Origin of the sequence: Methanoculleus sp., from assembly GCF_036677455.1 — an archaeon.
GTDB lineage: Archaea > Halobacteriota > Methanomicrobia > Methanomicrobiales > Methanoculleaceae > Methanoculleus.
In genome coordinates this window covers 1-19,576 of the sequence record NZ_JAVBWL010000031.1, presented here as the reverse complement: position 1 = coordinate 19,576, position 19,576 = coordinate 1, and the positions used below count along the sequence as shown (strand labels likewise).

Below are 19,576 nucleotides of genomic sequence, written 5' to 3'. Positions count from 1 at the left end.
GCTTGCGGCGAGAGAGATCCCCTCGCTCACCCGCCCATCCGTGCCAGGTACTCCCGCGAAAGCCCGGCGATGTCCTCCAGGTCGCAGACCAGGTACCCGTCCTCTCTCAGATCCTCTTTGCCCTCTATGCTCTTTGCTACCAGGGCAAAACGTTCGTTCCTGCTCTCGTTTCGCCATCTCACCATGGAGGCCTTCTCCCGGAGCGCCGCAAGGATGCCGCGGGCCTGGCGGCGGTTGAGAACAGACCACTTGCATTCGCAGAAGAGGGCGTCCCCGGAGACCTCATTCAGGCCCACGAGATCGATCTCCGCCTCCTTCTGCCACCACCGCCCCAGTCGCGAATACGAGGAGCCGGAAAACAGGATTCCCCTGCGAACGAGGTCGAGAGAGAGTTGCTCGAACATCTCTCCGCAATAGGGCGCGATCTCTTCCCTGATAGAGGCGAGCACCTCCCCGCTCTGCCCCGTCTCGGTCTCCGCCCGCCGGGGATACACGAAACGGAACCAGAACGTGAGGTAGGGATCGGTCAGCCGGTAATGCCTTCTCCGGTAGCCGGCATGGGCGGTCACCGGCACCTCGTCGTCGATCAGGTGCATACGCGAGAGGACGGCAAGGTACTTGGAGACCAACCCTTTATCAAGCCCGGTCTCCTGACAGAGGGGTGCGCTCGTGGTGTACCCCGCGGCGAGAGCGCGGAGAATAGCCATGTAGTTCCCTGCTTCGCGGAACTCATACTGCATCAGAATCTCGGCTTCAGAGTAAAGGTATGCCCCTTTCCGGAGAATCTGCTCCTCTACGTTCTCCCAGAATGTTCGGTCGGGGCGAAACAGGCGGAGATAGGCAGGGATCCCACCGATCACGCACCATGTCATGACGAGATCCTCCTCATCGTAGGGGAGGAACCGGCGAAGGTAGGGATAGGAGAGAGGCTCGAGCTGCCACTGCCCTGTCCTCCTGCCGTAGAGCGGGCTCGTGTACCCCAGCACCTCAGTCTCCATCGTGCTGACCGATGAACCCGATATGACGAGCATCACCGGTTCCCGGGAGAGTACCGTATCCCACACCTTCTGAAAGACGGAAGGTGTGGCCCGGTCGCGTGCGATGAGGTAAGGGAACTCATCGATGACGATCACCACTTTCTTCCCCGGAGGAGGGGAAAAGTTCCGGTGCCTGACCAGTGCCTTTATAGCAGTCTCCCAGTCGGGATATCTACTCCGCTCGAAATCCGGATCGTCCAGGTACTCCCCTGCATAGTGGGAGAAATCCTGGAGATTCCTTGCCGTCCCTTCTTCTGAGGCCAGGAAGTAAAAACCCGGGACAGTCTGCAGGAGTCGGGCAAGAAGCGTTGTCTTTCCCACGCGCCGCCTCCCGTACAGGATCAGGCACTCCGGAATCGGGGAATGATATCGATCGGTGAGGAACTGTAGTTCACTTGCCCGGTCTACGAAGGGATGTTGATACATAAGTATACTACTTTATAGTCAACAACCACTTAAGGTGATCGGTAAGCGCCGGTGGTCCGGCCGGCCATGACCGCTGCACAGGCGGGCATCTCCTTACCAGGGTTGATGGTCGTCGCCGGGTGGTATGAGGACGAACTCCCCTGTCTTCGCGGCGACGGTGACGATGTCGCCGAGATCGCTTCGCTGGAGAAGGTAGAACGCCTCTCCGGCGAACACCTGGTAGAACTCGGGATAACCGACGCCCGAGGGGCTCTGCGGGTGGTAGTGCCCTTTCGTCTTGACATACTCCTTGCCCACGGTGCCCGGGGGAATGACGGTGACGTCAAACCGGACGTTCTGCTCGCGCAGGTACGCACGGTCCTCTGCAGTGAGGGCGAGGTCGCAGTACATGAAGTTCCTCCTCTCATCGAGAGCCGGCGTCTGGCTCGCGAGGGTCACTGCATCGCACCTCGAAGCCTGATGGCGTCTCAAGCTCCGGACGCCCCGTCCGTCGCACCTCGCACCTTCGGTGCTCACGTTCACTCTGTTCGCGCCTCGAAGCCTGATGGCGTCTCAAACTCCGGACGCCCCGTCCGTCGCACCTCGCACCTTCGGTGCTCACGTTCACTCTGTTCGCGCCTCGAAGCCTGATGGCATCTCAAACTCCGGACGTCACGTCCGTCGCACCTCGAAGCCTGATGGCATCTCAAACTCCGGACGTCACGTCCGTCGCACCTCACACCGTTTCGCGTGAACCCTATAGGTCCCCGGGCTCCCCCGCTCAGATCGGGATCCCGACAAGGTGCAGCAGCACCAGGACCAGGGCGCCGGGGAGCCCGCCGAGGGCGCAGATCAGGATCGAGACCAGGTTGATCTGGATGTCGGGCGCGCCGAACCAGGAGAGAACGTCAAAATAGTTCAGGAGCCAGAGCGTGATGAGCCCGGCGACGGCGTTGATGACAAGCGTCATCGCCTTCTTCATGAGGTAGTAGAGCGCCGCGGCTATCGCGACGGCAAGAAGGATGGCGAGGATCTCTTCCATCATCTATTTACCAATGATCTGCTGGTTATTTAACCGTATTGATGGAATTGTCAGCCGTCCGACGCGCCTTGTATCTTTTCCGAGCCCCCCGACGTCCCGGAGCATCTCAAAGACGTTCCCCGAGAACATCGCCGTCCGGATCGGCTCAACGAGGTCCCCGCCCTCCATCCAGAAGGGGTTTGAGATCTCCACCGAGAAGTCGCCGGAGAACGGGTTTGCCGTATGGGCGCCGACGACATCGTGGATCCAGACCGCCCGCTCATCGCCGGGCTCCTTTGCCCGGGGGCCGTCGAGGAAGAGGTTGTGGAACCCGATCCCCGGGCCTTCGCCCCCGGAACGGACGGCGCTCCCCGTGCTCCGCTCGCCGTAGCGGTAGCCGGTCTTGAGGTCGTAGGCGAACTCACCGAGCACGCCCCGGTCGATGAAGACCAGGCGGCGGGTGGGGACCCCCTCCGCATCCCAGGTGGTGCTCCCGAGGCCGGGGGCAAACGGGTCGTCGTAGACGGAGAGGGACTCGTCGAGGACCTGCTCGCCGACCTTATCGGCGAGGAACGACCGGCCGGCCTTCACGTTCCGGCCGGAGAGGGCCGGGAGGAGGACCTGGCCGATGATGCTTGCGGCCGCAATCGGGGAGAGGACGACGTCGTAGCGGCCCGTCTCGATATCGCGGCCCCCGAGGGACCGGGCGGCAAGCGAGGCCGCCTGCTCCCCGACCGACCGGGGATCGATCTCGGCGCGGAACGGGGAGGCGTCGAACTCGTAGCCCGTGGACTGCTCCCGGATCGCCTCGAGGGAGACCGACGCCGCCGTCCGGTCCATGCCGTAGAGGACGCCGCTCGTGTTCGCGACCGCGAGGTAGGTGCGGGCGAGGTTCGCACCCCCGCCGACGACCTCCACCGGGTGCTCCGCCGCACCGGCGAGGAGGTCCGCCACCATCGCCGCCGCATCCTCCACCGCGACGACGAGGTCCTTGTCCGCTGCGGAGGCGGAACTCGTGATACCGGCCGGTTTCGGGAAGCCGCCCCACTGCTGCGGGGTGGCGAGCCGGCCGCTTGCAAGCGCGGCATCCAGGCACTCCTTCCACCGGTCGGGGTCGCTCGTAGACGAAGAGCCGATCCTTCCATTCTTGACGGTCCGGATGGCCATGCTCCAGGCCTCCGACTCCTCGGCGGTGCCGAGAATCCCCTTCTTGATATCGGTGCCGACGCTCTCTCCCCGGGCGTAGAAGACCTCGACCTCATCGGCCTTGCGCTCGCCGGCCCGGAGGACCCGGTCGATCAGGTCTTCGCCGATCATTCGCCCCGCCCCCCGATGGTTGCGTTCTCGAGCAAGAGGTGCGGTGCACCGTCGCTCACCGGCACGCTCTGCCCGCCCTTCCCGCAGTAGCCCGGGCTCATCCGCCGGTCGTTCCCGAGGAGGACGATGTTATGGAGCGTCGAGAGGATCTCGCCCGAGAGCGAGACGTCACGGACCATCTGGGTCGTCTCTCCACCCTCGACCAGGTAGCCGTACTCCGCGTTGAACTGGAAGACGCCGCGGCCGGGGTCGACCTGGCCGCCCCGGGACCCGATGAGGAGGATGCCGTCCTTGCACTCCTCAAGGATCTCGTCATACGTCGCGTCGCCGTTCTCGATGAAGGTGTTGCTCATCCGGACGATCGGCGGCGCCCCGGGCTCCGCCCGGGCGTGTCCGGGGATGCCGTTTCCCACCGCCGCGAGGGTCTCACGGTTGTGGATGTAGGACCGGAGGATGCCGTCGCGGATGATCTCGGTCCGCTCGACCGCGACACCCTCGGCGTCGACGGGCATGAACCCGAACTCATGAAGCGAGGGGTCGTCGACGATGACGAGCCCCGCACAGCCGATCGATTCACCGATCTTCCCCCCGAGGACCGATGCGCCCTCACGGACGAGGTCGCCCTCGCTCGCGTGGCCGACCGCCTCGTGGGTGAAGACGCCCGCCAGTTCCGGGTCGAGCACGGCCCGCCGCGGCCCGCCCTTCGGGATCTTTGCATCCAGGAGGGAGACCGCGACCTCCCCCGCCTTCCGGCCGAGGTCCTGCTTATCGCGGAGGTTGAACCCCGTGGTGGTGTGGTCGCGCTCGCTCCCCATCTGCATCACCCCGCCTCTGGACGCAATCGCGAGGACCGAGAACCCGGACCGGACCGCCTCGTAGGAGTACTCGTTCCCGCTTGAGTCTAAAAAGCGAACCGCATCAATTCCCTCGGTGTACCGGGCCCGGGTGTTCACCACCTCAGGAACCCGTGCCGCCGCCTCGATCCCGGCAAGCAGCCGGGTCTTCTCCTCGAGGTCGACGTCCCGCGGGTCCTCGCGAAGAGACGGGACAGAGAGCACGCCCCGTGGTGCATCGGCAAGGTCGAGGGGATCCTCCGTGACCGCGGCAAGCCGCGCCGCCGCCGCGACGAGGGTCTCGAGGTCGCGTCTCGAATCGATATCGACGTGATCGCGGGTGAGAACGCCCCAGCCTTTCGGCCCAAGCGCCCGGATCACGGCTTTGTCAAAAAATGAGGTGCCTGCGGACTCGATCACGCCGTTGTCGATATCGACCTGGGTGACCTCGCCCCGTACGCACCGGATATCATAGTAGCGTACATCAACCATACGGCATCAGACCGGAGAGCGCCCGACGCTCGTGTCAAAGACGGTGGTCGGGTTGACCGCCATCTTCCGGAGTTTCGATATGAATCCTTCGCGGTTCTCGGGCACGAGCGCGTTCTGGAGGACCTCCTCGATGTGGTCGACCGGCACCACCTCGACCAGCTCGCGGTAGCGGTCCTCGATCAGGACGTCGTCTAAGTTCGACCGCGGGATGATCACCCGCTTGATCCCGGCCTTCGCGGCCGCCTCGATCTTGTAGGTGACCCCGCCGATCGGGAGGACATCGCCCCGGACCGAGAGGGAGCCGGTCATCGCGACGTCCTGGCGGACCGGGATGTTCTCGATCGCGCTGATCACCGCGGTCGCCACGGTCACGGAGGCCGAGTCGCCCTCCACGCCGCCGTAGGTGCCGATGAACTGGACGTGGATGTCCATGTTCCGGATATCCTTCCCCGTGAACTTCTTGATGAGGGCGCTGACGTTCGTGATCGATTCTTTGGCGATATCCTTGAGCATACCGGTCGCGATCACCGTGCCGGCCGCACCCAGGCTCGGGGTCACCTCGGCCATCACCGGGAGGATCGAGCCCGAGTCGCTGCCCATCACCGCAAGCCCGTTCACCCGGCCGACCCTGGTGCCTTCCACGACGGCGAGGTCGTAGTCGCGGGTCCGCCGGATGTACTCGTCGGAGATCTGGTCCTCGATCGACCGGGAGGTCGACTTCGCCGCGAGGACGTGCCTTGTCGTGGTGATCTCCGCACCCTCCTGCCGGGCGAGGTCGCCCGCCACCCGGATCAGCCCGCCCATGTCACGGAGCTTCAGGGTCAGGTGGCCCTTCCGGTTCGAACGGCGCCGGGCTTCGCGGAGCACCTCGAGCATCGCGCCGCGGTCGAAGTGCGGGATCTTCCCGTCGTTCTTGACCTCCTGGGCGATGAACCGGATGAACTTCTTCCGGTTCTCGGGGGTGTCCTCCATCGTCTCGCGCATATAGACCTCGTAGCCGTAGCCCCGGATACGCGACCGGAGCGCCGGGTGCATCCCCTGGATGGCGTCGAGGTTGCCTGCCGCGATCATCACGAACCGGCAGGGGACCGGCTCCGTCCGGACCATCGCACCGCTCGACCGCTCGCTCTGGCCGGTGATCGGGAAGGTCCCCTCCTGGAGCGCGGTCAAGAGGTTCTGCTGGGAGTGCGGGGTGAGGGTGTTGATCTCGTCGATGAAGAGCACGCCCCCGTGCGCCCGGTGGATCGCCCCTCCCTCGACGCGGTCGTGGGACGGGGTCTCAAGGCCGCCGCTCTGGAACGGGTCGTGCCGGACGTCGCCGAGCAGGGCGCCCGCGTGCGAGCCGGTCGCGTCGACGAAGGGCGCGGGGGTGTTCGGGTCATGGGAGATCAGGAGCTTCGGGACCATCGTCTCTTCGCGGGGCGTCGAGTACTTCAGCGCCATGAAGATGAATGCGGCGGCGATGATGCCCATGAGCCACTGGTAGGTGATGATCGCATAGCCGATGATGCCGATGATGAGGAGCATGATGAGCGTGCTCCGCATCTGGATCTTCTTTCTCGCCTCCATCTTATGGGCGGTGACGATCTGTTTGCCGCGGCTCGCGGGCACGGTCCTGATGATGGGGTTGTTGTTATCCTCGGCGTTCGGGTAGACCAGGATGTCCTGCAGTTCCTCTTTCGGGAGGAGTTCGGCCATCGCCTTCGCCAGCATCGATTTGCCGGTTCCGGGGGTGCCGATCATCATCACATGCCTGCGCTGGACCGCAGCCTTCCGGATCACCTCGACGGCATGCTCCTGACCGATGACCTGATCGATGAGATTCGGGGGTACGTCGATATCTGACGATGCGCTCAGCTCGAGACCGGAGAAGACGTCCGTCTCCGCCAGTTCGTCATCGGTGAGCTCAATATGGGGAATAGCTTCTGAAGTCGTTGAATCCATCGTCGGGTTTACCTCTTTGCTGCACTGATACTTATATAATTTATTCATCCTCGTTCAAATACTTTCTAGCAAAGGTGCCCTATGAGAGTTATCAGCACGGAACGGTCCCAGGTCCTGGCAGCCCGCGTTGCGGAAAAGTTGGGAATCCCATTGGTCGAGACGAGATTCACCCGGTTTCCCGACGGAGAGATGTACCTCCGGTGCGGTGAGCTGGACGATGAGACCCTGATCGTCAGCAGCATCGTAGATAATGATATGTTTGTGCAGACCCTCCTCGCGATCGATGCCGCCGACCGGTCAAGAAACACCCTGGTGGTCCCATATCTCGGGTACTCGCGGCAGGATAGGCGTTTCTTCCCGGGCGAACCGATCAGCGCCCGGGCGATCGCGCGAGCCCTCTCGGTCGGCATCGAGCGCGTCTTCGTGGTCAATGTCCATGACCCGGTCGATCTGGGCTTCTTCACCGTTCCGGCACAGGATGTCACCATCGCTCCGGCGATCGGCGGCTACATCGGCGATCTGCACCTGAAGAACCCCCTGGTCCTCGCGCCGGACGAAGGGGCGATCGACTTCGCCTCGGACGTTGCCGCGGTCGGCGGGTGGGACTGCGATCACCTCGAGAAGACCCGGCTCTCGGGCGAGGAGGTCCGGATCGCTCCTAAGACCATCGATGCCGCCGGACGGGACGCCGTCATCGTGGACGATATCATATCCACCGGCGGGACCCTCGCGACCGCGGCCTGCATGCTCCGGGAGCAGGGGGCGGCGTCCATCCACGCGGCCTGCGTCCACGGGGTGCTCACGAGCGGTGCCTACACCCGCCTGCGGGCGGCCGGGGTCTCGTCGGTCGTCTCGAGCGACACCTACGAGAACGCCTCAAGTTTCATATCCGCCGCAAACGCCATCGTCACCGCGATCAAGGAAGATGCTCACCATTGACGGGTCCCACCTCGAAGGGGGCGGGCAGATCGTGCGCCTCTCAGTCGCCCTCTCGGCGATCTCCGGCATACCCATCACCGTCGTCCGGGTCCGGGAGAACCGGGAGCGGCCGGGGCTCAGCCCCCAGCACATCGCCGCCGTCCGTGCGGCGGCCGGGACCTGCGGTGCCGAATGCACAGGACTTGTGCCGCAGAGCCGCGAGATCACCTTCACCCCCGGCGCCCTCCGGCGTGCCGACCTCACCATCGATACCGGGACCGCGGGGAGCATCCCCCTTGTCCTCCAGGCATGGCTCCCGGCTGCGCTTGCTCGCGGCGGGAGCATCACGGTCGTGGGCGGGACCGAGGTGACGCAGAGCCCGACGATCGATTACCTCGACCGCGTCCTCGCCCCCGTCCTCCGCCGGGCCGGGGCCTCGATCGCGATCGACGTGCTTGAGCGGGGCTACTACCCGCGGGGAGGAGGGCGCGTCCGCGTACGCGTGGAGCCGGGTCTCCCCCACCCCATCACGGTCCCGGAGGAGGAGCCCGCGTGCGGCCTCATCTCCTCTTCGGCGGGGCTTCCCGGCCACGTCACGGAACGCCAGGCCGGCGCCGCCCGCGATCTCATCAAGCGTGAACTCGATATCGCCTGCACCGCGACCCTTGACGCTCGCGAAGGGGGGCCGAGCACCGGGAGTTCAGTCACCGTCTGGAGCGGGGCGAAGGGCGCCGTCGCCCTTGGACGGAGGGGGCTTCCCGCCGAGGAGGTGGGACGGGCGGCGGCCCGGGCGTTCATCGACGAGTACCGGAGCCCCGGCACGGTCGACGTCCACCTCGCCGATCAGCTCCTGGTCTACCTCGCCCTCTCCGGCGGGGAGTACACCACCCATACCCTCTCGACGCACGCGAGGACCGCCTGCTCGCTCCTTAGAGAGTTCGGCCACCCGGTCGAGTGCAAAAAGAACGGGACAGTGGAGTTCTCCGCATGACCCTCGTCCTCGACGCCTCGGTCTTCTTCGCGGAGGTGCCCCTCGAAGGGCCGATGGCGACCACCCCCTCGGTGGTCGGGGAACTCGCCGACCTTCACGCGAAGTGCCGGTTTGAGGTGCTCCTGGCGACAGGGCTCTCGGTCCGGGAACCGCGAAGAGAGGACCTTGCGCGGGTCGATGAGGCCGCGGTGCGGACCGGGGATGCCGGGGTGCTCTCCGTGACCGACCGGGAGATCCTGGCGCTGGCACTCGAACTCTCGGCCGTCCTGGTCACCGACGACTTCGCGGTCCAGAACGTCGCCCACCGTCTCGGTATCGAGACCCGGAGCATCCGGCAGCGGCAGGCCCGCCCGATCCGGTGGCGTTACCGGTGCAGCGGGTGCGGCCGCTACTGGCGGGAGCCGGGGGACTGCCGGGTCTGCGGCGCACCGGTCAGAAGAAAGCTTAAATAAACCACCCGGAGACTCTTCTCCATGTCCGCCCTTGAAGAGTTGATCACGAAGGCAAAGGCGCTCCAGGCAGAAGGGCACACCCCCGGCCAGATATCCGACGAACTCGGCCTCTCGATGGAGACGGTCACCTGGCTGCTCACCCAGCAGAAGGGTATGGAGGCCCCAAAAGACGTCCATATCGACTGGACGGAGGTGGGGAGCCAGGGGATGCTCCTCTCCGACATGGCGATGATGATGCTCAAGCGCTTCCTCTACCTGGCAGAGGGAGGAATCGCGCCTCCCGGAGAGATGCCGGACACGGTCGTCGGGATCGCGCTCTCGGGCGTCCCGCTCGCCACGCTCATCGCCGCAGAGGAGGGGCTGAAACTCGCGGTCTATCTCCCGGCAAAGCACAGCCGGAGCGAGACCCCGACCGGGTCCCTCTCGGGCACGTTCTCCTCGATCACCGCCCAGCGCTGCATCATCGTCGACGACGTGGTCACGACCGGGACGACGCTTGCAGAGACGATAGCGTTCCTCCGGCGACACGGGGCCATACCGATGGCGGTCTGGTCGCTCTTCGACAAGCAGGGCGTCCGGGAGATCGACGGCGTCCCTGTCCACTCGCTCTTCACGATATCGAGGCTCGGGTGAGGCGGGCTGCCACGCTCATCTTCCCCGGGTCCGCGGATGGTCGCAGCCCGTCGGCCTTCACCGGGGTATCGGGCGCGTAGCGCCGACCTGACGGGCGATCCCCACCCGCCGATCGGCCCGGGGGGGCGGAAACCCCCGGCACCCATCGACTACTATATATAGAACTTCTGAACAAACTTAACGAACAAAGGAGGATTATACAATGCTTGCTGGACAGCCCATCATTATTTTACGGGAAAACGTTGAGCGTACGCGCGGATTCGAGGCGCAACGCTCGAACATCATGGCTGCAAAGGCGATTGCGGCCGCCGTCAGGACTACGCTCGGTCCCCGGGGAATGGACAAGATGCTGGTCAGCTCCACCGGTGATGTCGTGATCACGAACGACGGGGCGACCATCCTGCACGAGATGTCCGTGCAGCACCCCGGCGGTAAGCTGGTCGTCGAGGTTGCCGAGACCCAGGACGGCGAGGTCGGGGACGGCACCACAACCGCGACCGTGCTCGTCGGGTCGATGATGGAAGAGGCGGAGAAACTGCTCGCCCGGGAGGTTCACCCCACGATCATCGCAAACGGCTACCAGCTCGGCATGGAAAAGGCCCTCGAGATCCTCGATGACCTGGCCATCACCGTCAGTTTCGGGGATCGCGAGAACCTTCTCAAGATCGCCGACACCGCCATGACCGGGAAATCCATCGAAGCGGTCAAGGAGAAGGTCTCCGGCATCGTCGTGGACGCGGTGCTGCAGGTCACCACCGAGGACGGCGACGGCACCTACACCGTAGACGAAGACGACGTCAAGATCAAGACACAGGTCGGCGACTCGATGAACGACGCCGAACTCATCCGTGGCATCGTCATCGACAAGAAGCGCGTCTTCGAACAGATGCCCACAAAGGTCACGGACGCGAAGGTCGCCCTACTCGCCCTGCCCCTCGAGGTCACGAAGACCCAGGTGAAGTCGAAGATCAAGATCACCACTTCCGACCAGATGAAGGCATTTTCCGAGCAGGAACGCGAGTCCCTCCGGAAGCTCGCCGAGCGGATCGTCGCCTCCGGTGCAAACGTCGTCCTCTGCCAGAAGGGGATCGGTGACGCTGTGCAGTATTACCTTGCCAAAGCCGGCATCTACGCCGTTGAAGACGTCAAAGAGGAGGACATGAAGTTCGCCGCAAAGGCGCTCTGCGGCACCATCGTCAACAAGCCCGAGGAACTCACTGCGGAGACACTCGGCCACGCGGAAGCGGCCGCGGAGATCCCCGATGCCGACATGACGATCATCTCCGGCTGCGAGAACCCGAAGGCTGTCACCATCCTCCTGCGGGGCACCTCCCAGCTCCTGCTCGACGAACTCGAGCGGGCAGTCTACGACGCAGCCCGGGTTGTCCAGGACGCCATCGAGGACGGCAAGTTTGTCGTCGGCGGCGGCTCGGTGGAGACCGAACTCCAGATACGCATCCGCGACTACGCCACAACCGTCGGCGGACGTGTCCAGCTTGCCATCGAGGCCTTTGCAAACGCGTTCGAGGTCATCCCCAGGACGCTCGCGGAGAACTCCGGGTTCGACACGATCGACAAGGTCGTCGCCCTCCGGAAGGCCCACGCCGACGGCGCGAGGCATGCCGGGCTGAACGTCTACACCGGCGAGGTCGTCGACATGCGCGAGGCCGGCGTCATCGAGCCCGAGCGCGTGAAGACCCAGGCGATCAAGAGCGCGGCCGAGACGGCCATGCTCCTCGTCCGCGTCGACGATATGATGATCACCCAGTCCGGAAAGCCGGCCGCATAATAGATCGGTTTTCGGGAGAGAGGCGAAAGGCGCCTCCCCCTCAATATTTCATCCGGCAAGAGGCCTCATCTGCGAGAGAGGACCGACGCCGTACCTGAAGCGAGGGTGGCCCCGCGGAAGAGACCCCGATACTCTTATAGTCGAAGAACCCAAATATTCCAGGCAGATTTTGTGCCGAGGTAGTCTAGTCCGGGAAGGCGGTGGCCTCGAAAGCCACTGGTGCCTGGCACCTCGGGAGTTCAAATCTCCCCCTCGGCGTTTTGATGATCGAGTCCGCATGGGCTTGATGGGTGAGTGTGCACTCCCCTCACGATTCAAGGAGTCCCTTATAGAACAGCGTCTCGTCCGACCGCACCACGAGCACGGGGCACCGGGCATGCCGGATCGTCTTCTCGGCCACGCTCCCGAGGCGCAGGTAATCAAGCCCCGTGCGCCCGTTGGTCCCCATGACGATGAGGTCGTGATCGCTCGATGCCCTGAGGATCTCGTTTGCAGGAGAGCCCGGGACGATCGCGGGCGTCACCACGACGCCGAACCTCCGGCCCTCGTTCGCTACATACTCCACGGCTTTACGGCAGACCCCCGGGGGGAAGTGCTCAACACCTCCTCCCGGGGGAAATGGGCTGCTCTTAGTGCTGCTGACGGAGAGTGCGGTCACTTCCGCATTGAAGGCTCTGGCTACCTCAAGTCCGTACCTGACGGCGGGCCAGGTGTTGTCGTTCCCGTCCGTGGGGATCAGTATCCGGCGGCACTTCAATTCGCCCGGGTGAGCGCTGCCGACGACGAGCACCGGACAGGACGAGAACCGGATCACCTTCTGCGCCACGCTCCCGAGGAGCAGGAGGGAGACCCCGGTACGGGCAGCGGTCCCCATGACGATGAGGTCGTACTCCCTGGAGGCATCGACGATCGCCTTTGTCGGGTTGCCGTTCGTCACCAGGGGTTCGACGTCCACGCCCATCTTCCGACCCTCGTCAACCACGCGGTTCACCGCGTTCATGCATTCCTGGTAGAGTGACGAGACCGCATCCGGGGCGGCATACTTCCCCGTGGGCGCGTAGGTGCTGACGTCGTTGACAGAGAGCGCCGTGACGCTGGCCCGGGTGATCTTCGCCATCTCCAGGGCAAACGCGATCGCGGGCCCGGTCTTCTCGCTCCCGTCCGTCGGGATCAATAGTCTCTTTCTCTGCGGAACCATACCGTTCACCTGCCGGGCGGCCCCGATGGACGCTCATCCGGTCGCCGGGCCTTCACCCCGGAGAGCACCGTCCTGCATCAGCCTCCCGGGGAGTTGCGTAATCAATAGGTTGGAGGAGGCGCCCATAAAATTGTCTGCTCCGCCCCGGCACGGGGCGGGGCATGGAAAACGCGCGCAGAAGAGGACCCTGATCGGTGTCGATCCGGCCTTGCGGCGGACTCAGTGCGGAGGTTTCCGGATACCGGGTAGCTCTCGCATCATCCAGACCTCTTCCGCGATCTCCCGGCGGGTTGAACCTCCTGAAGAACTTTTCGCGACATATAACCGGCGTAAAGATCGGGGTAGATGAAGATCCCCACCAATTTCCCGTTCTCCTCCAGGATCGAGAGGGACTCGCAGCGGTCGGCCATCATGAAGAAGTTCAACGAGAGTCCGTTGCTCTCCCCAGCCTCATTATGAAAGAGGGACGACTCGATGTCGTTTCCGCCGAGGTAGCATCGTATCGGTGCGATATCGGCAAGCTCCTCTCTTCCGACAATAAGGTAGACCGGGACCCGTTTTGCCGCACGGGAGATCTCGCTCCCGTACCGGGTGAGAAACGCCTCATCGTTCGAGAGAAGGATGATCTCCGACTTCGCCCGGTGCAGGATCAGACGGATCTGGCTATCCCGGGTCCATTCCGTGCAGAGTTTGTAGCCCTGCATGAGGGGTTCGGGCATCTCGGTCTCCAGGGCCTTCAGGCGCCGGTACAGTTCCTCAAGCGAGGTCATGGATTCACGTTTCAGCCGCTCAAACGTCTCCGTAACGTCGACGGGCGAGTACCGCATCGGCGACTTGCCGGAAGAGACGATAAACCCTTTCTGGGCGAGCGTGGTGAGCGTCTCATAGATCCTGCCACGGGGGATCTTCGTCTGTTCATGGATGTCGCGGGCGCTTGCTACCCGCAATGCCGAGAGGATCACGTAGACCCTGGCCTCGTATTCACTCATCCCGATCTCTTTGAGGTGTGCGAGCAACGAGTCGTCAATCATGGTTCTGAGCTACTCCATTCAGGAGCACTTTCTTAATATCTTCATCCTGGCGATTTAATAGGACATGAGTTCAGCACCGTTCACACCAACCAGATGGACATTGCTCTTCCTCTTACTCTCGGCCATGATGATTCTCATGGGAGGAGCAGCCATCGCGCCGGCTCTGCCATTGATCAGTGAGGCATTCCCCGACGCACCGGACTCGCTGATCTCCATGATCGTGACGCTCCCTTCCCTTGCGATCGCGCTCACCGGTATTTTTATCGGTGCACTTTCGGATAAGATCGGCAAGATCAAGGTCCTTGTCGCCTCCGTCGCCATCTTCACCGTCGCAGGATGTTCAGGGTATTTCCTCACCTCGCTCCCTGCGATACTGGTCGGCAGGATCATCCTCGGCGTCGGTATCGCCGGCATCACCTGCACGACATCCTCCCTGATCCCCTGCTACTACGAGGGGATCGCCCGGGCGAGGGTTCTCGGCTACCAGGCGGCAGCCATGGGTCTCGGGGTCTTGATCCTTGAGATGAGCGGCGGGCTTCTCGCCGGTATCTCCTGGCGTGCGACGTTCCTCATCTACCTGATCGGCATCGTCATCCTCGCAGGGGTTCTTCTCACGATGAGAGAGCCAGTCATTCCGAAGATCCAGCGGGACACGGGGGCATCCGACGAGACGTTCCCCACCGCTCCCCTCCTCCTGGGCTACGTAACCCTCTTCATGGGCAGCGTGCTCTTCTTCCTGATGCCGATAAAGTTCCCTTACTTCATCGCGACGATGGATGCAGCACGGATCCTGGGTGAGAACACGGCGCTCATCAGCGGGTTGTTCCTCGGGATCATGGGGTGTGCCGCATCGATCATCGGCATCTTCTACGGGAGACTCACCTGGAGGTTCCACCGCTACGCCATCCTGGCCAGCACGTTCGCTCTCTTCGGGATCGGGTACTGCAGCCTCGGGCTGGCCACGTCGCTTCCCCTCGTCGCGTTCGCGGTCATCTGTATCGGTCTTGGAAACGGCATTCTGATGCCGACGATCCTGACCTGGATCGCGGCAATCACGCCGAAACAGTTCCTGGGGCGGGCAAGCGGCGGGTTCTCGGTAGCCCTGAACACCGGCCAGTTCGCCTCCACGCTTGCTATCGTGCCGGTCATCGCCATCACCGCGACCTACAGCAACATGTTCCTGGCATTCGGGTGTATCGCGCTCCTGCTCGCTCTGCCGTATGCTCTTGCGACGGTCAGGGTGAGGAACGAGGCCACCCTGCCGCAGACGATCAAGGTTGAAAATTAACTCCAGAGTGGAGAAGGGCGGGGCGGAGTCCCCGGCTCGCGGGCAGAACACCATCATAAACCCCATTTTCAAGAGATGGCCCGCTATGGCATCATCTCTCTTTCGGCGCTCTGCCGCGAGACCCGGGAGACCGCAGGGGGTTCCAAAGAAAAATATGCTAGTACAAGCATAGCTATGCCGGCATACGGCATCCGCTCCCCGGGTCCCCGCGCATGCCGGCCGATGGAGGCCTCCAGTGTATCGCTGCTTCGATGAGCTTGACGACGCTGTCATCATCCTTGACCGGAAGAACACCGTCGTGTGGCTGAACCGATCCTTCCGGGAGATATTCGGCATCGAGAGCGAAGCAGTCTCCGGCATGGATGCCGGAAACTTCGCCACCTGCCATCTCGCACCCTGTTTCGAGGATGAAGGCTCTTCCGGCCGGCTGTTCGAGGCGCTGCGGTACCAGGAGGAGGTCTCGCATGCCGCCTGCCGGGTGCGTACCCGCGCCGGCGACCTGCGCTGGTTCTCGTTCTCGTGCCGGGTGATGACCGGCGAGCCGTACGCCGGCATGGTGCTTGCCCGGTTCCGGGACGTCACGCGCGAAGACGACGGGGCAACATCGGTCAGGCCCGGGTCGGTCTATACCAGCATCGGAGAGTTGATCCCCTACGGCACCTGGACCTGCAAGCCGGATGGTACTCTGCTCTACATCTCGCCCTCCTACCTCGACCTTATCGGGACGACGCTTGAGGAGTGCCGGCAGTCGGGCTGGATCGGGTGCACACCGCTTGAGGATGCGGCCGGGGTGCTTGCCGACTGGCAGCACTGCCTCGCGACGGGATGCCGGTGGGACCGCGAGCTCGACGTCCGGGACCCACGCGGAGGATACCGCACGGTCCTCTCCCGGGGGGCCCCCATCCGGGATGGGAGCGGCCGGATCGTCCTCTGGGCCGGGATCAACCTCGACATCACCGCGAGAAAAGAGGCAGAATCCCTCACCGCCGTCCGGGCGGCACAGCAGGCGGCCATCACGGCGCTCGGCCGGCGCGCCCTTGAGGGGGCAAAGCCAGAGGAACTGATGGATGCAGTGGTCCTGAGGGTGGCCGAGCACCTGGAGGTCGAGTACGCCAAGGTGCTCCGGTATCTTCCCGACGAGGACGCATTCATGCTCGAGGCGGCGGTGGGGTTCGATGGGGGCCAGATCGGCACGGAGAAGGTGGAAGGAGGGGCCGATTCCCAGGCCGGCTACACGCTCCTCTCCCGCGAGCCGGTGATCGTCGAGGACCTCAGCACTGAGACGCGGTTCTCCGGCCCGCCCCTCCTCAGGAACGAGGGGATTGTGAGCGGCATCAGTGTCATCATCCAGGGGGACCGGGGGCCGTACGGGGTGCTCGGGGCCCACACCCGGAGACGCCGCAGGTTCACCCGGGACGACATCAACTTCGTCCAGGCGGCGGCAAACATTCTGGCGCAGGGAATCGAGCGGAGAGCGGCCGAAGAAGCGCTCAGGAAGAGCGAGGAGAAGTTCCGGGAGATTGCGGAACGGAGCTTCGATATGATCTACACCTGCTACCATGACGGCGGGATAGCCTACATCTCCCCGGCCGTACACCGCATCCTCGGCTACGCCCCCGACGAACTGATCGGCCGAAAGTGTCGCGACTACATCAGTCCCTCCTCGCTCCCAGCATGGGAGGAGGCGCAGGTAGGGCTGTGCCGGGGCGAGCCGGTCGAGGGGCTCGAGGTCGAGTTCCACAGGAAGGACGGATCAACGGCATACGTCGAGTTGAACGTCTCGGCGATCCTGGAAGACGGGAAGGTCGTCGGGGTCCAGACGGTCGGGAGAGACATCACCGGGTGGCGACAGAACGAGCAACTTCGTCAGCAGGCATTCTACCAGATCGAGCGGAACATCGAGCAGTTCGCCGTCCTCGGCGACCACATCCGCCAGCCCCTGCAGGTGACCCTGGGAAGGGCGGAGTTGATCGAGGATCCGGAGACGGCGGCGATCATCCGCGAGCAGGTCGAACGGATCAACGACTACATCCGGCAGCTGGACCGGGGATGGGTGGAGTCCCGGAAGGTTCGCGCGTTTCTTCGGCGGCACGAGCAGGAGTGAGCCCGCGATCCCGTGCAGGGATCGTGTGGACCGGTGAGATCCAGAGGTGCCCGGCGACCGGTTTTAAGCAACCTCACGATAGATAGCTAGGGTAGTTATGCCGGACAACACGACAGAAGGCTCGTCAATACACTTGATGGACGGGGCAATCCCCGCCGACCTCCTCGCCGCCGTGCGGTCGGAGCGGCCGCTCATCCACCACATCACGAACAGCGTCACCATAAACGACTGCGCGAACATAACGATCTCTGCCGGGGCCGCCCCGGTGATGACCGGGGCGCCCGAGGAGGTCACCGAGATGGTCGCCGCCGCCGGCGCCCTCGTCCTGAACATCGGGACGCTTTCTGCGGCGCAGGTCGAGGCGATGCTCGCTGCCGGCCGCCGGGCAAACGACCTTGGTATCCCGGTCATCCTCGACCCGGTCGGTGCAGGGGCGACAGGGTTCCGGACCGCGACCGTCAAAAGGCTCCTCGACGCCCTTGATATCGCCGTCCTGAAAGGGAACGCCGGGGAGATCGGGGTCCTCGCCGGGACCGGCGGGAGCGTCCGGGGAGTGGACTCCGGCGGAGTTGCGGGAGATCCCGTCGAGACCGCGAAGGAGTGCGCCCGCGTAACCGGGACGGTCGTCTCGATGACGGGGGCGATCGACGTCGTCACCGACGGAGACCGGGTCTTCCTCGTCAAAAACGGGGTCCCTGCGATGGACCGCCTCTCCGGGACCGGGTGCATGGCCTCGTCGGTCACAGCGGCCTTCGCCGCGGTCGCGGACGATTACGCCGTCTCGTCGGCCGCGGCACTCGCCGCCTTCGGCCGGGCCGGGGAACGGGCCGCAGCCGGGGCACGCGGCCCCTACTCGTTTCGGACGGCGCTCTTCGACGAACTTGCCGGCCTCACCGCGGAGGACCTCGCCGGGCACGCCCGGATCGAGGAACGGTAATGGCCTACGACCTCTACGTGGTCACCGATGAGACGATCGGCCGCGGGCGCTCCCACGCGGAGCTTGCCGCTCGCGCCGTCGCCGGCGGCGCTGACATGATCCAGCTCCGCGACAAGACCCTCTCCAGCCGGGACCTCCTCGCGGCGGCCTTTGCCATACGGGAGGTCACGCTCGATGCCGGGGCGCTCTTCATCGTGAACGACCGCCTGGACGTGGCCCTCGCGGCCGGTGCCGACGGGGTCCACCTCGGCGAAAGCGACCTCCCCATCGGTCACGCCCGGCGGATCGCCCCGCCAGGGTTCATCATCGGCGCCTCGGTGGGATCCGTCGCGACGGCGGTCGGCGCCGCAAACGAGGGGGCCGACTACGTCGCGCTCAGCCCGACGTTTGCGACCGGCTCAAAGGACGACGCGGGGCCGGGCCACGGCCTTGCCACGCTCTCGGCGATCCGGTCCGCCGTCTCCCTCCCCCTCGTCGCTATCGGGGGGATCACCGCGGGAAACGTCGGTGAGGTCATCGCCGCGGGCGCCGACGGGGTTGCGGTGATATCGGCGGTCGTCGGCAAGGACGACGTCACCGCCGCCGCACGAGACCTCCGGTCCCGGATCGCCGCCGCGAAGGCAAGAAGCCGGTAGTCAGGCTCCCGGGAGCGCGACCGTCCGCTGGTGGAAAGCCGCCTGCCAGCGGCCGCCCTTCCGGGTATACACCGTCGATACGTGAACTACCCCCCGCTTACGCAGGGGGCTTCCTGCTTCATCCCCCTCCCCATCGGGAGCGGGTCCACAGGCTCTTCGGCGCGTTCCGCGCCTGCAAGTGCGAATTGTTTGATGTTGATTGCTGCGTTCAGGTCCCGATCGTGGTGCGTCCCGCATTCGGGGCAGGCCCACACCCGATCCTTCAGCGTCAGGTCGGCCTTCCGGTAGCCGCAGACCGAACAGGTCTTCGAGGACGGCTCGAACATCCCGATCTTCAACAGGGATTTCCCGGCTTCCTGACACTTGTACGCCAGCATCGAGACAAACGTTCCCCACCCGGCATCGCTGATGGCTCCCGCGAGAGAGTGGTTCTTCACCATACCGTCCACGTTCAGGGACTCCACGGCTAGTGCTTGGTTTTCGCGAACCAGTCGAGAAGAGAGCTGGTGCTGGAAGTCCCGCCGTTGATCGGCAATTCTCTGGTGACACCG

At 64.4% G+C, this 19,576-nt stretch carries 19 protein-coding genes and 1 tRNA gene; 10 read left to right on the top strand and 10 right to left on the bottom strand.

Annotated elements, in window-relative coordinates; translation table 11 throughout:
* Positions 1 to 26: 26 nt before the first annotated feature.
* From V6K60_RS07430 to lonB, 6 genes are all read right to left on the bottom strand, one after another.
* The gene (locus tag V6K60_RS07430; RefSeq protein WP_332449882.1) at positions 27 to 1,463 is read right to left on the bottom strand and encodes an ATP-binding protein; all 1,437 of its coding nucleotides are present in this window, start codon (positions 1,461 to 1,463) and stop codon (positions 27 to 29) included.
* A gap of 93 nt (positions 1,464 to 1,556) precedes the next feature.
* Positions 1,557 to 1,901, bottom strand: a complete 345-nt coding sequence (locus tag V6K60_RS07425; protein WP_332449881.1) for a glucose-6-phosphate isomerase family protein — start codon at positions 1,899 to 1,901, stop codon at positions 1,557 to 1,559.
* A 322-nt stretch (positions 1,902 to 2,223) separates the two neighbouring features.
* Positions 2,224 to 2,487, bottom strand: a complete 264-nt coding sequence (locus V6K60_RS07420; protein WP_332449880.1) for a pro-sigmaK processing inhibitor BofA family protein — start codon at positions 2,485 to 2,487, stop codon at positions 2,224 to 2,226.
* Positions 2,488 to 3,780: a TldD/PmbA family protein gene (locus V6K60_RS07415; protein ID WP_332449879.1), complete on the bottom strand. Its 1,293-nt coding sequence runs from the start codon at positions 3,778 to 3,780 to the stop codon at positions 2,488 to 2,490.
* The gene (locus tag V6K60_RS07410; RefSeq protein WP_332449878.1) at positions 3,777 to 5,105 is read right to left on the bottom strand and encodes a TldD/PmbA family protein; all 1,329 of its coding nucleotides are present in this window, start codon (positions 5,103 to 5,105) and stop codon (positions 3,777 to 3,779) included. Before V6K60_RS07410 ends, V6K60_RS07415 begins: the two co-directional genes overlap by 4 nt.
* 6 nt (positions 5,106 to 5,111) lie before the next feature.
* Entirely contained in the window at positions 5,112 to 7,049 is a 1,938-nt protein-coding gene (gene lonB / locus V6K60_RS07405; protein ID WP_332449877.1) for an ATP-dependent protease LonB, read from the bottom strand.
* A gap of 81 nt (positions 7,050 to 7,130) precedes the next feature.
* Here lonB and V6K60_RS07400 point away from each other — a divergent pair, with 81 nt between their 5' ends.
* The 6 genes from V6K60_RS07400 (at position 7,131) to V6K60_RS07375 (ending at position 12,090) form a co-directional block, all read left to right on the top strand.
* The gene (locus V6K60_RS07400; protein WP_332449876.1) at positions 7,131 to 7,988 is read left to right on the top strand and encodes a ribose-phosphate diphosphokinase; all 858 of its coding nucleotides are present in this window, start codon (positions 7,131 to 7,133) and stop codon (positions 7,986 to 7,988) included.
* Positions 7,975 to 8,958 (top strand): RNA 3'-terminal phosphate cyclase, encoded by a 984-nt coding sequence (gene rtcA, locus V6K60_RS07395; RefSeq protein WP_332449875.1) that lies wholly within the window; start codon positions 7,975 to 7,977, stop codon positions 8,956 to 8,958. Before V6K60_RS07400 ends, rtcA begins: the two co-directional genes overlap by 14 nt.
* Positions 8,955 to 9,410 carry an NOB1 family endonuclease gene (locus V6K60_RS07390; RefSeq protein WP_332449874.1) on the top strand — a complete coding sequence of 152 codons (456 nt, stop codon included), beginning with the start codon at positions 8,955 to 8,957 and terminating at the stop codon, positions 9,408 to 9,410. The genes rtcA and V6K60_RS07390 overlap by 4 nt, the downstream gene beginning before the upstream one ends.
* A 21-nt stretch (positions 9,411 to 9,431) precedes the next feature.
* The gene (locus tag V6K60_RS07385) at positions 9,432 to 10,043 is read left to right on the top strand and encodes an orotate phosphoribosyltransferase-like protein (protein WP_332449873.1); all 612 of its coding nucleotides are present in this window, start codon (positions 9,432 to 9,434) and stop codon (positions 10,041 to 10,043) included.
* Positions 10,044 to 10,245: 202 nt separating this feature from the next.
* On the top strand, positions 10,246 to 11,832 hold the full coding sequence (gene thsA, locus V6K60_RS07380) for a thermosome subunit alpha (RefSeq protein WP_332449872.1): 1,587 nt from the start codon (positions 10,246 to 10,248) through the stop codon (positions 11,830 to 11,832).
* A gap of 173 nt (positions 11,833 to 12,005) precedes the next feature.
* Positions 12,006 to 12,090: transfer RNA gene (locus tag V6K60_RS07375), tRNA-Ser, on the top strand.
* 49 nt (positions 12,091 to 12,139) lie between these two features.
* On the opposite strand, the gene V6K60_RS07370 is transcribed toward V6K60_RS07375, so the two are convergent.
* From V6K60_RS07370 to V6K60_RS07360, 3 genes are all read right to left on the bottom strand, one after another.
* Positions 12,140 to 13,030, bottom strand: a complete 891-nt coding sequence (locus V6K60_RS07370; protein ID WP_332449871.1) for a universal stress protein — start codon at positions 13,028 to 13,030, stop codon at positions 12,140 to 12,142.
* 257 nt (positions 13,031 to 13,287) lie between these two features.
* Positions 13,288 to 14,061, bottom strand: a complete 774-nt coding sequence (locus V6K60_RS07365) for a TrmB family transcriptional regulator (RefSeq protein ID WP_332449870.1) — start codon at positions 14,059 to 14,061, stop codon at positions 13,288 to 13,290.
* 54 nt (positions 14,062 to 14,115) lie between these two features.
* Positions 14,116 to 14,277, bottom strand: a complete 162-nt coding sequence (locus V6K60_RS07360; protein ID WP_332449884.1) for a hypothetical protein — start codon at positions 14,275 to 14,277, stop codon at positions 14,116 to 14,118.
* Here V6K60_RS07360 and V6K60_RS07355 point away from each other — a divergent pair.
* The 4 genes from V6K60_RS07355 (at position 14,231) to thiE (ending at position 19,025) form a co-directional block, all read left to right on the top strand.
* The gene (locus V6K60_RS07355) at positions 14,231 to 15,349 is read left to right on the top strand and encodes an MFS transporter (RefSeq protein ID WP_332449883.1); all 1,119 of its coding nucleotides are present in this window, start codon (positions 14,231 to 14,233) and stop codon (positions 15,347 to 15,349) included. The two genes, V6K60_RS07360 and V6K60_RS07355, sit on opposite strands and share 47 nt — an antisense overlap.
* A gap of 235 nt (positions 15,350 to 15,584) precedes the next feature.
* On the top strand, positions 15,585 to 17,453 hold the full coding sequence (locus V6K60_RS07350) for a PAS domain S-box protein (RefSeq protein WP_332449869.1): 1,869 nt from the start codon (positions 15,585 to 15,587) through the stop codon (positions 17,451 to 17,453).
* Positions 17,454 to 17,589: 136 nt separating this feature from the next.
* On the top strand, positions 17,590 to 18,390 hold the full coding sequence (gene thiM / locus V6K60_RS07345) for a hydroxyethylthiazole kinase (protein ID WP_332449868.1): 801 nt from the start codon (positions 17,590 to 17,592) through the stop codon (positions 18,388 to 18,390).
* Positions 18,390 to 19,025, top strand: a complete 636-nt coding sequence (gene thiE, locus V6K60_RS07340; protein WP_332449867.1) for a thiamine phosphate synthase — start codon at positions 18,390 to 18,392, stop codon at positions 19,023 to 19,025. The genes thiM and thiE overlap by 1 nt, the downstream gene beginning before the upstream one ends.
* Positions 19,026 to 19,111: 86 nt before the next feature.
* Here the strand turns inward: thiE and V6K60_RS07335 are convergent.
* A partial coding sequence (locus V6K60_RS07335; protein WP_332449866.1) for an RNA-guided endonuclease TnpB family protein occupies positions 19,112 to 19,576 on the bottom strand: 465 nt, incomplete at its 5' end.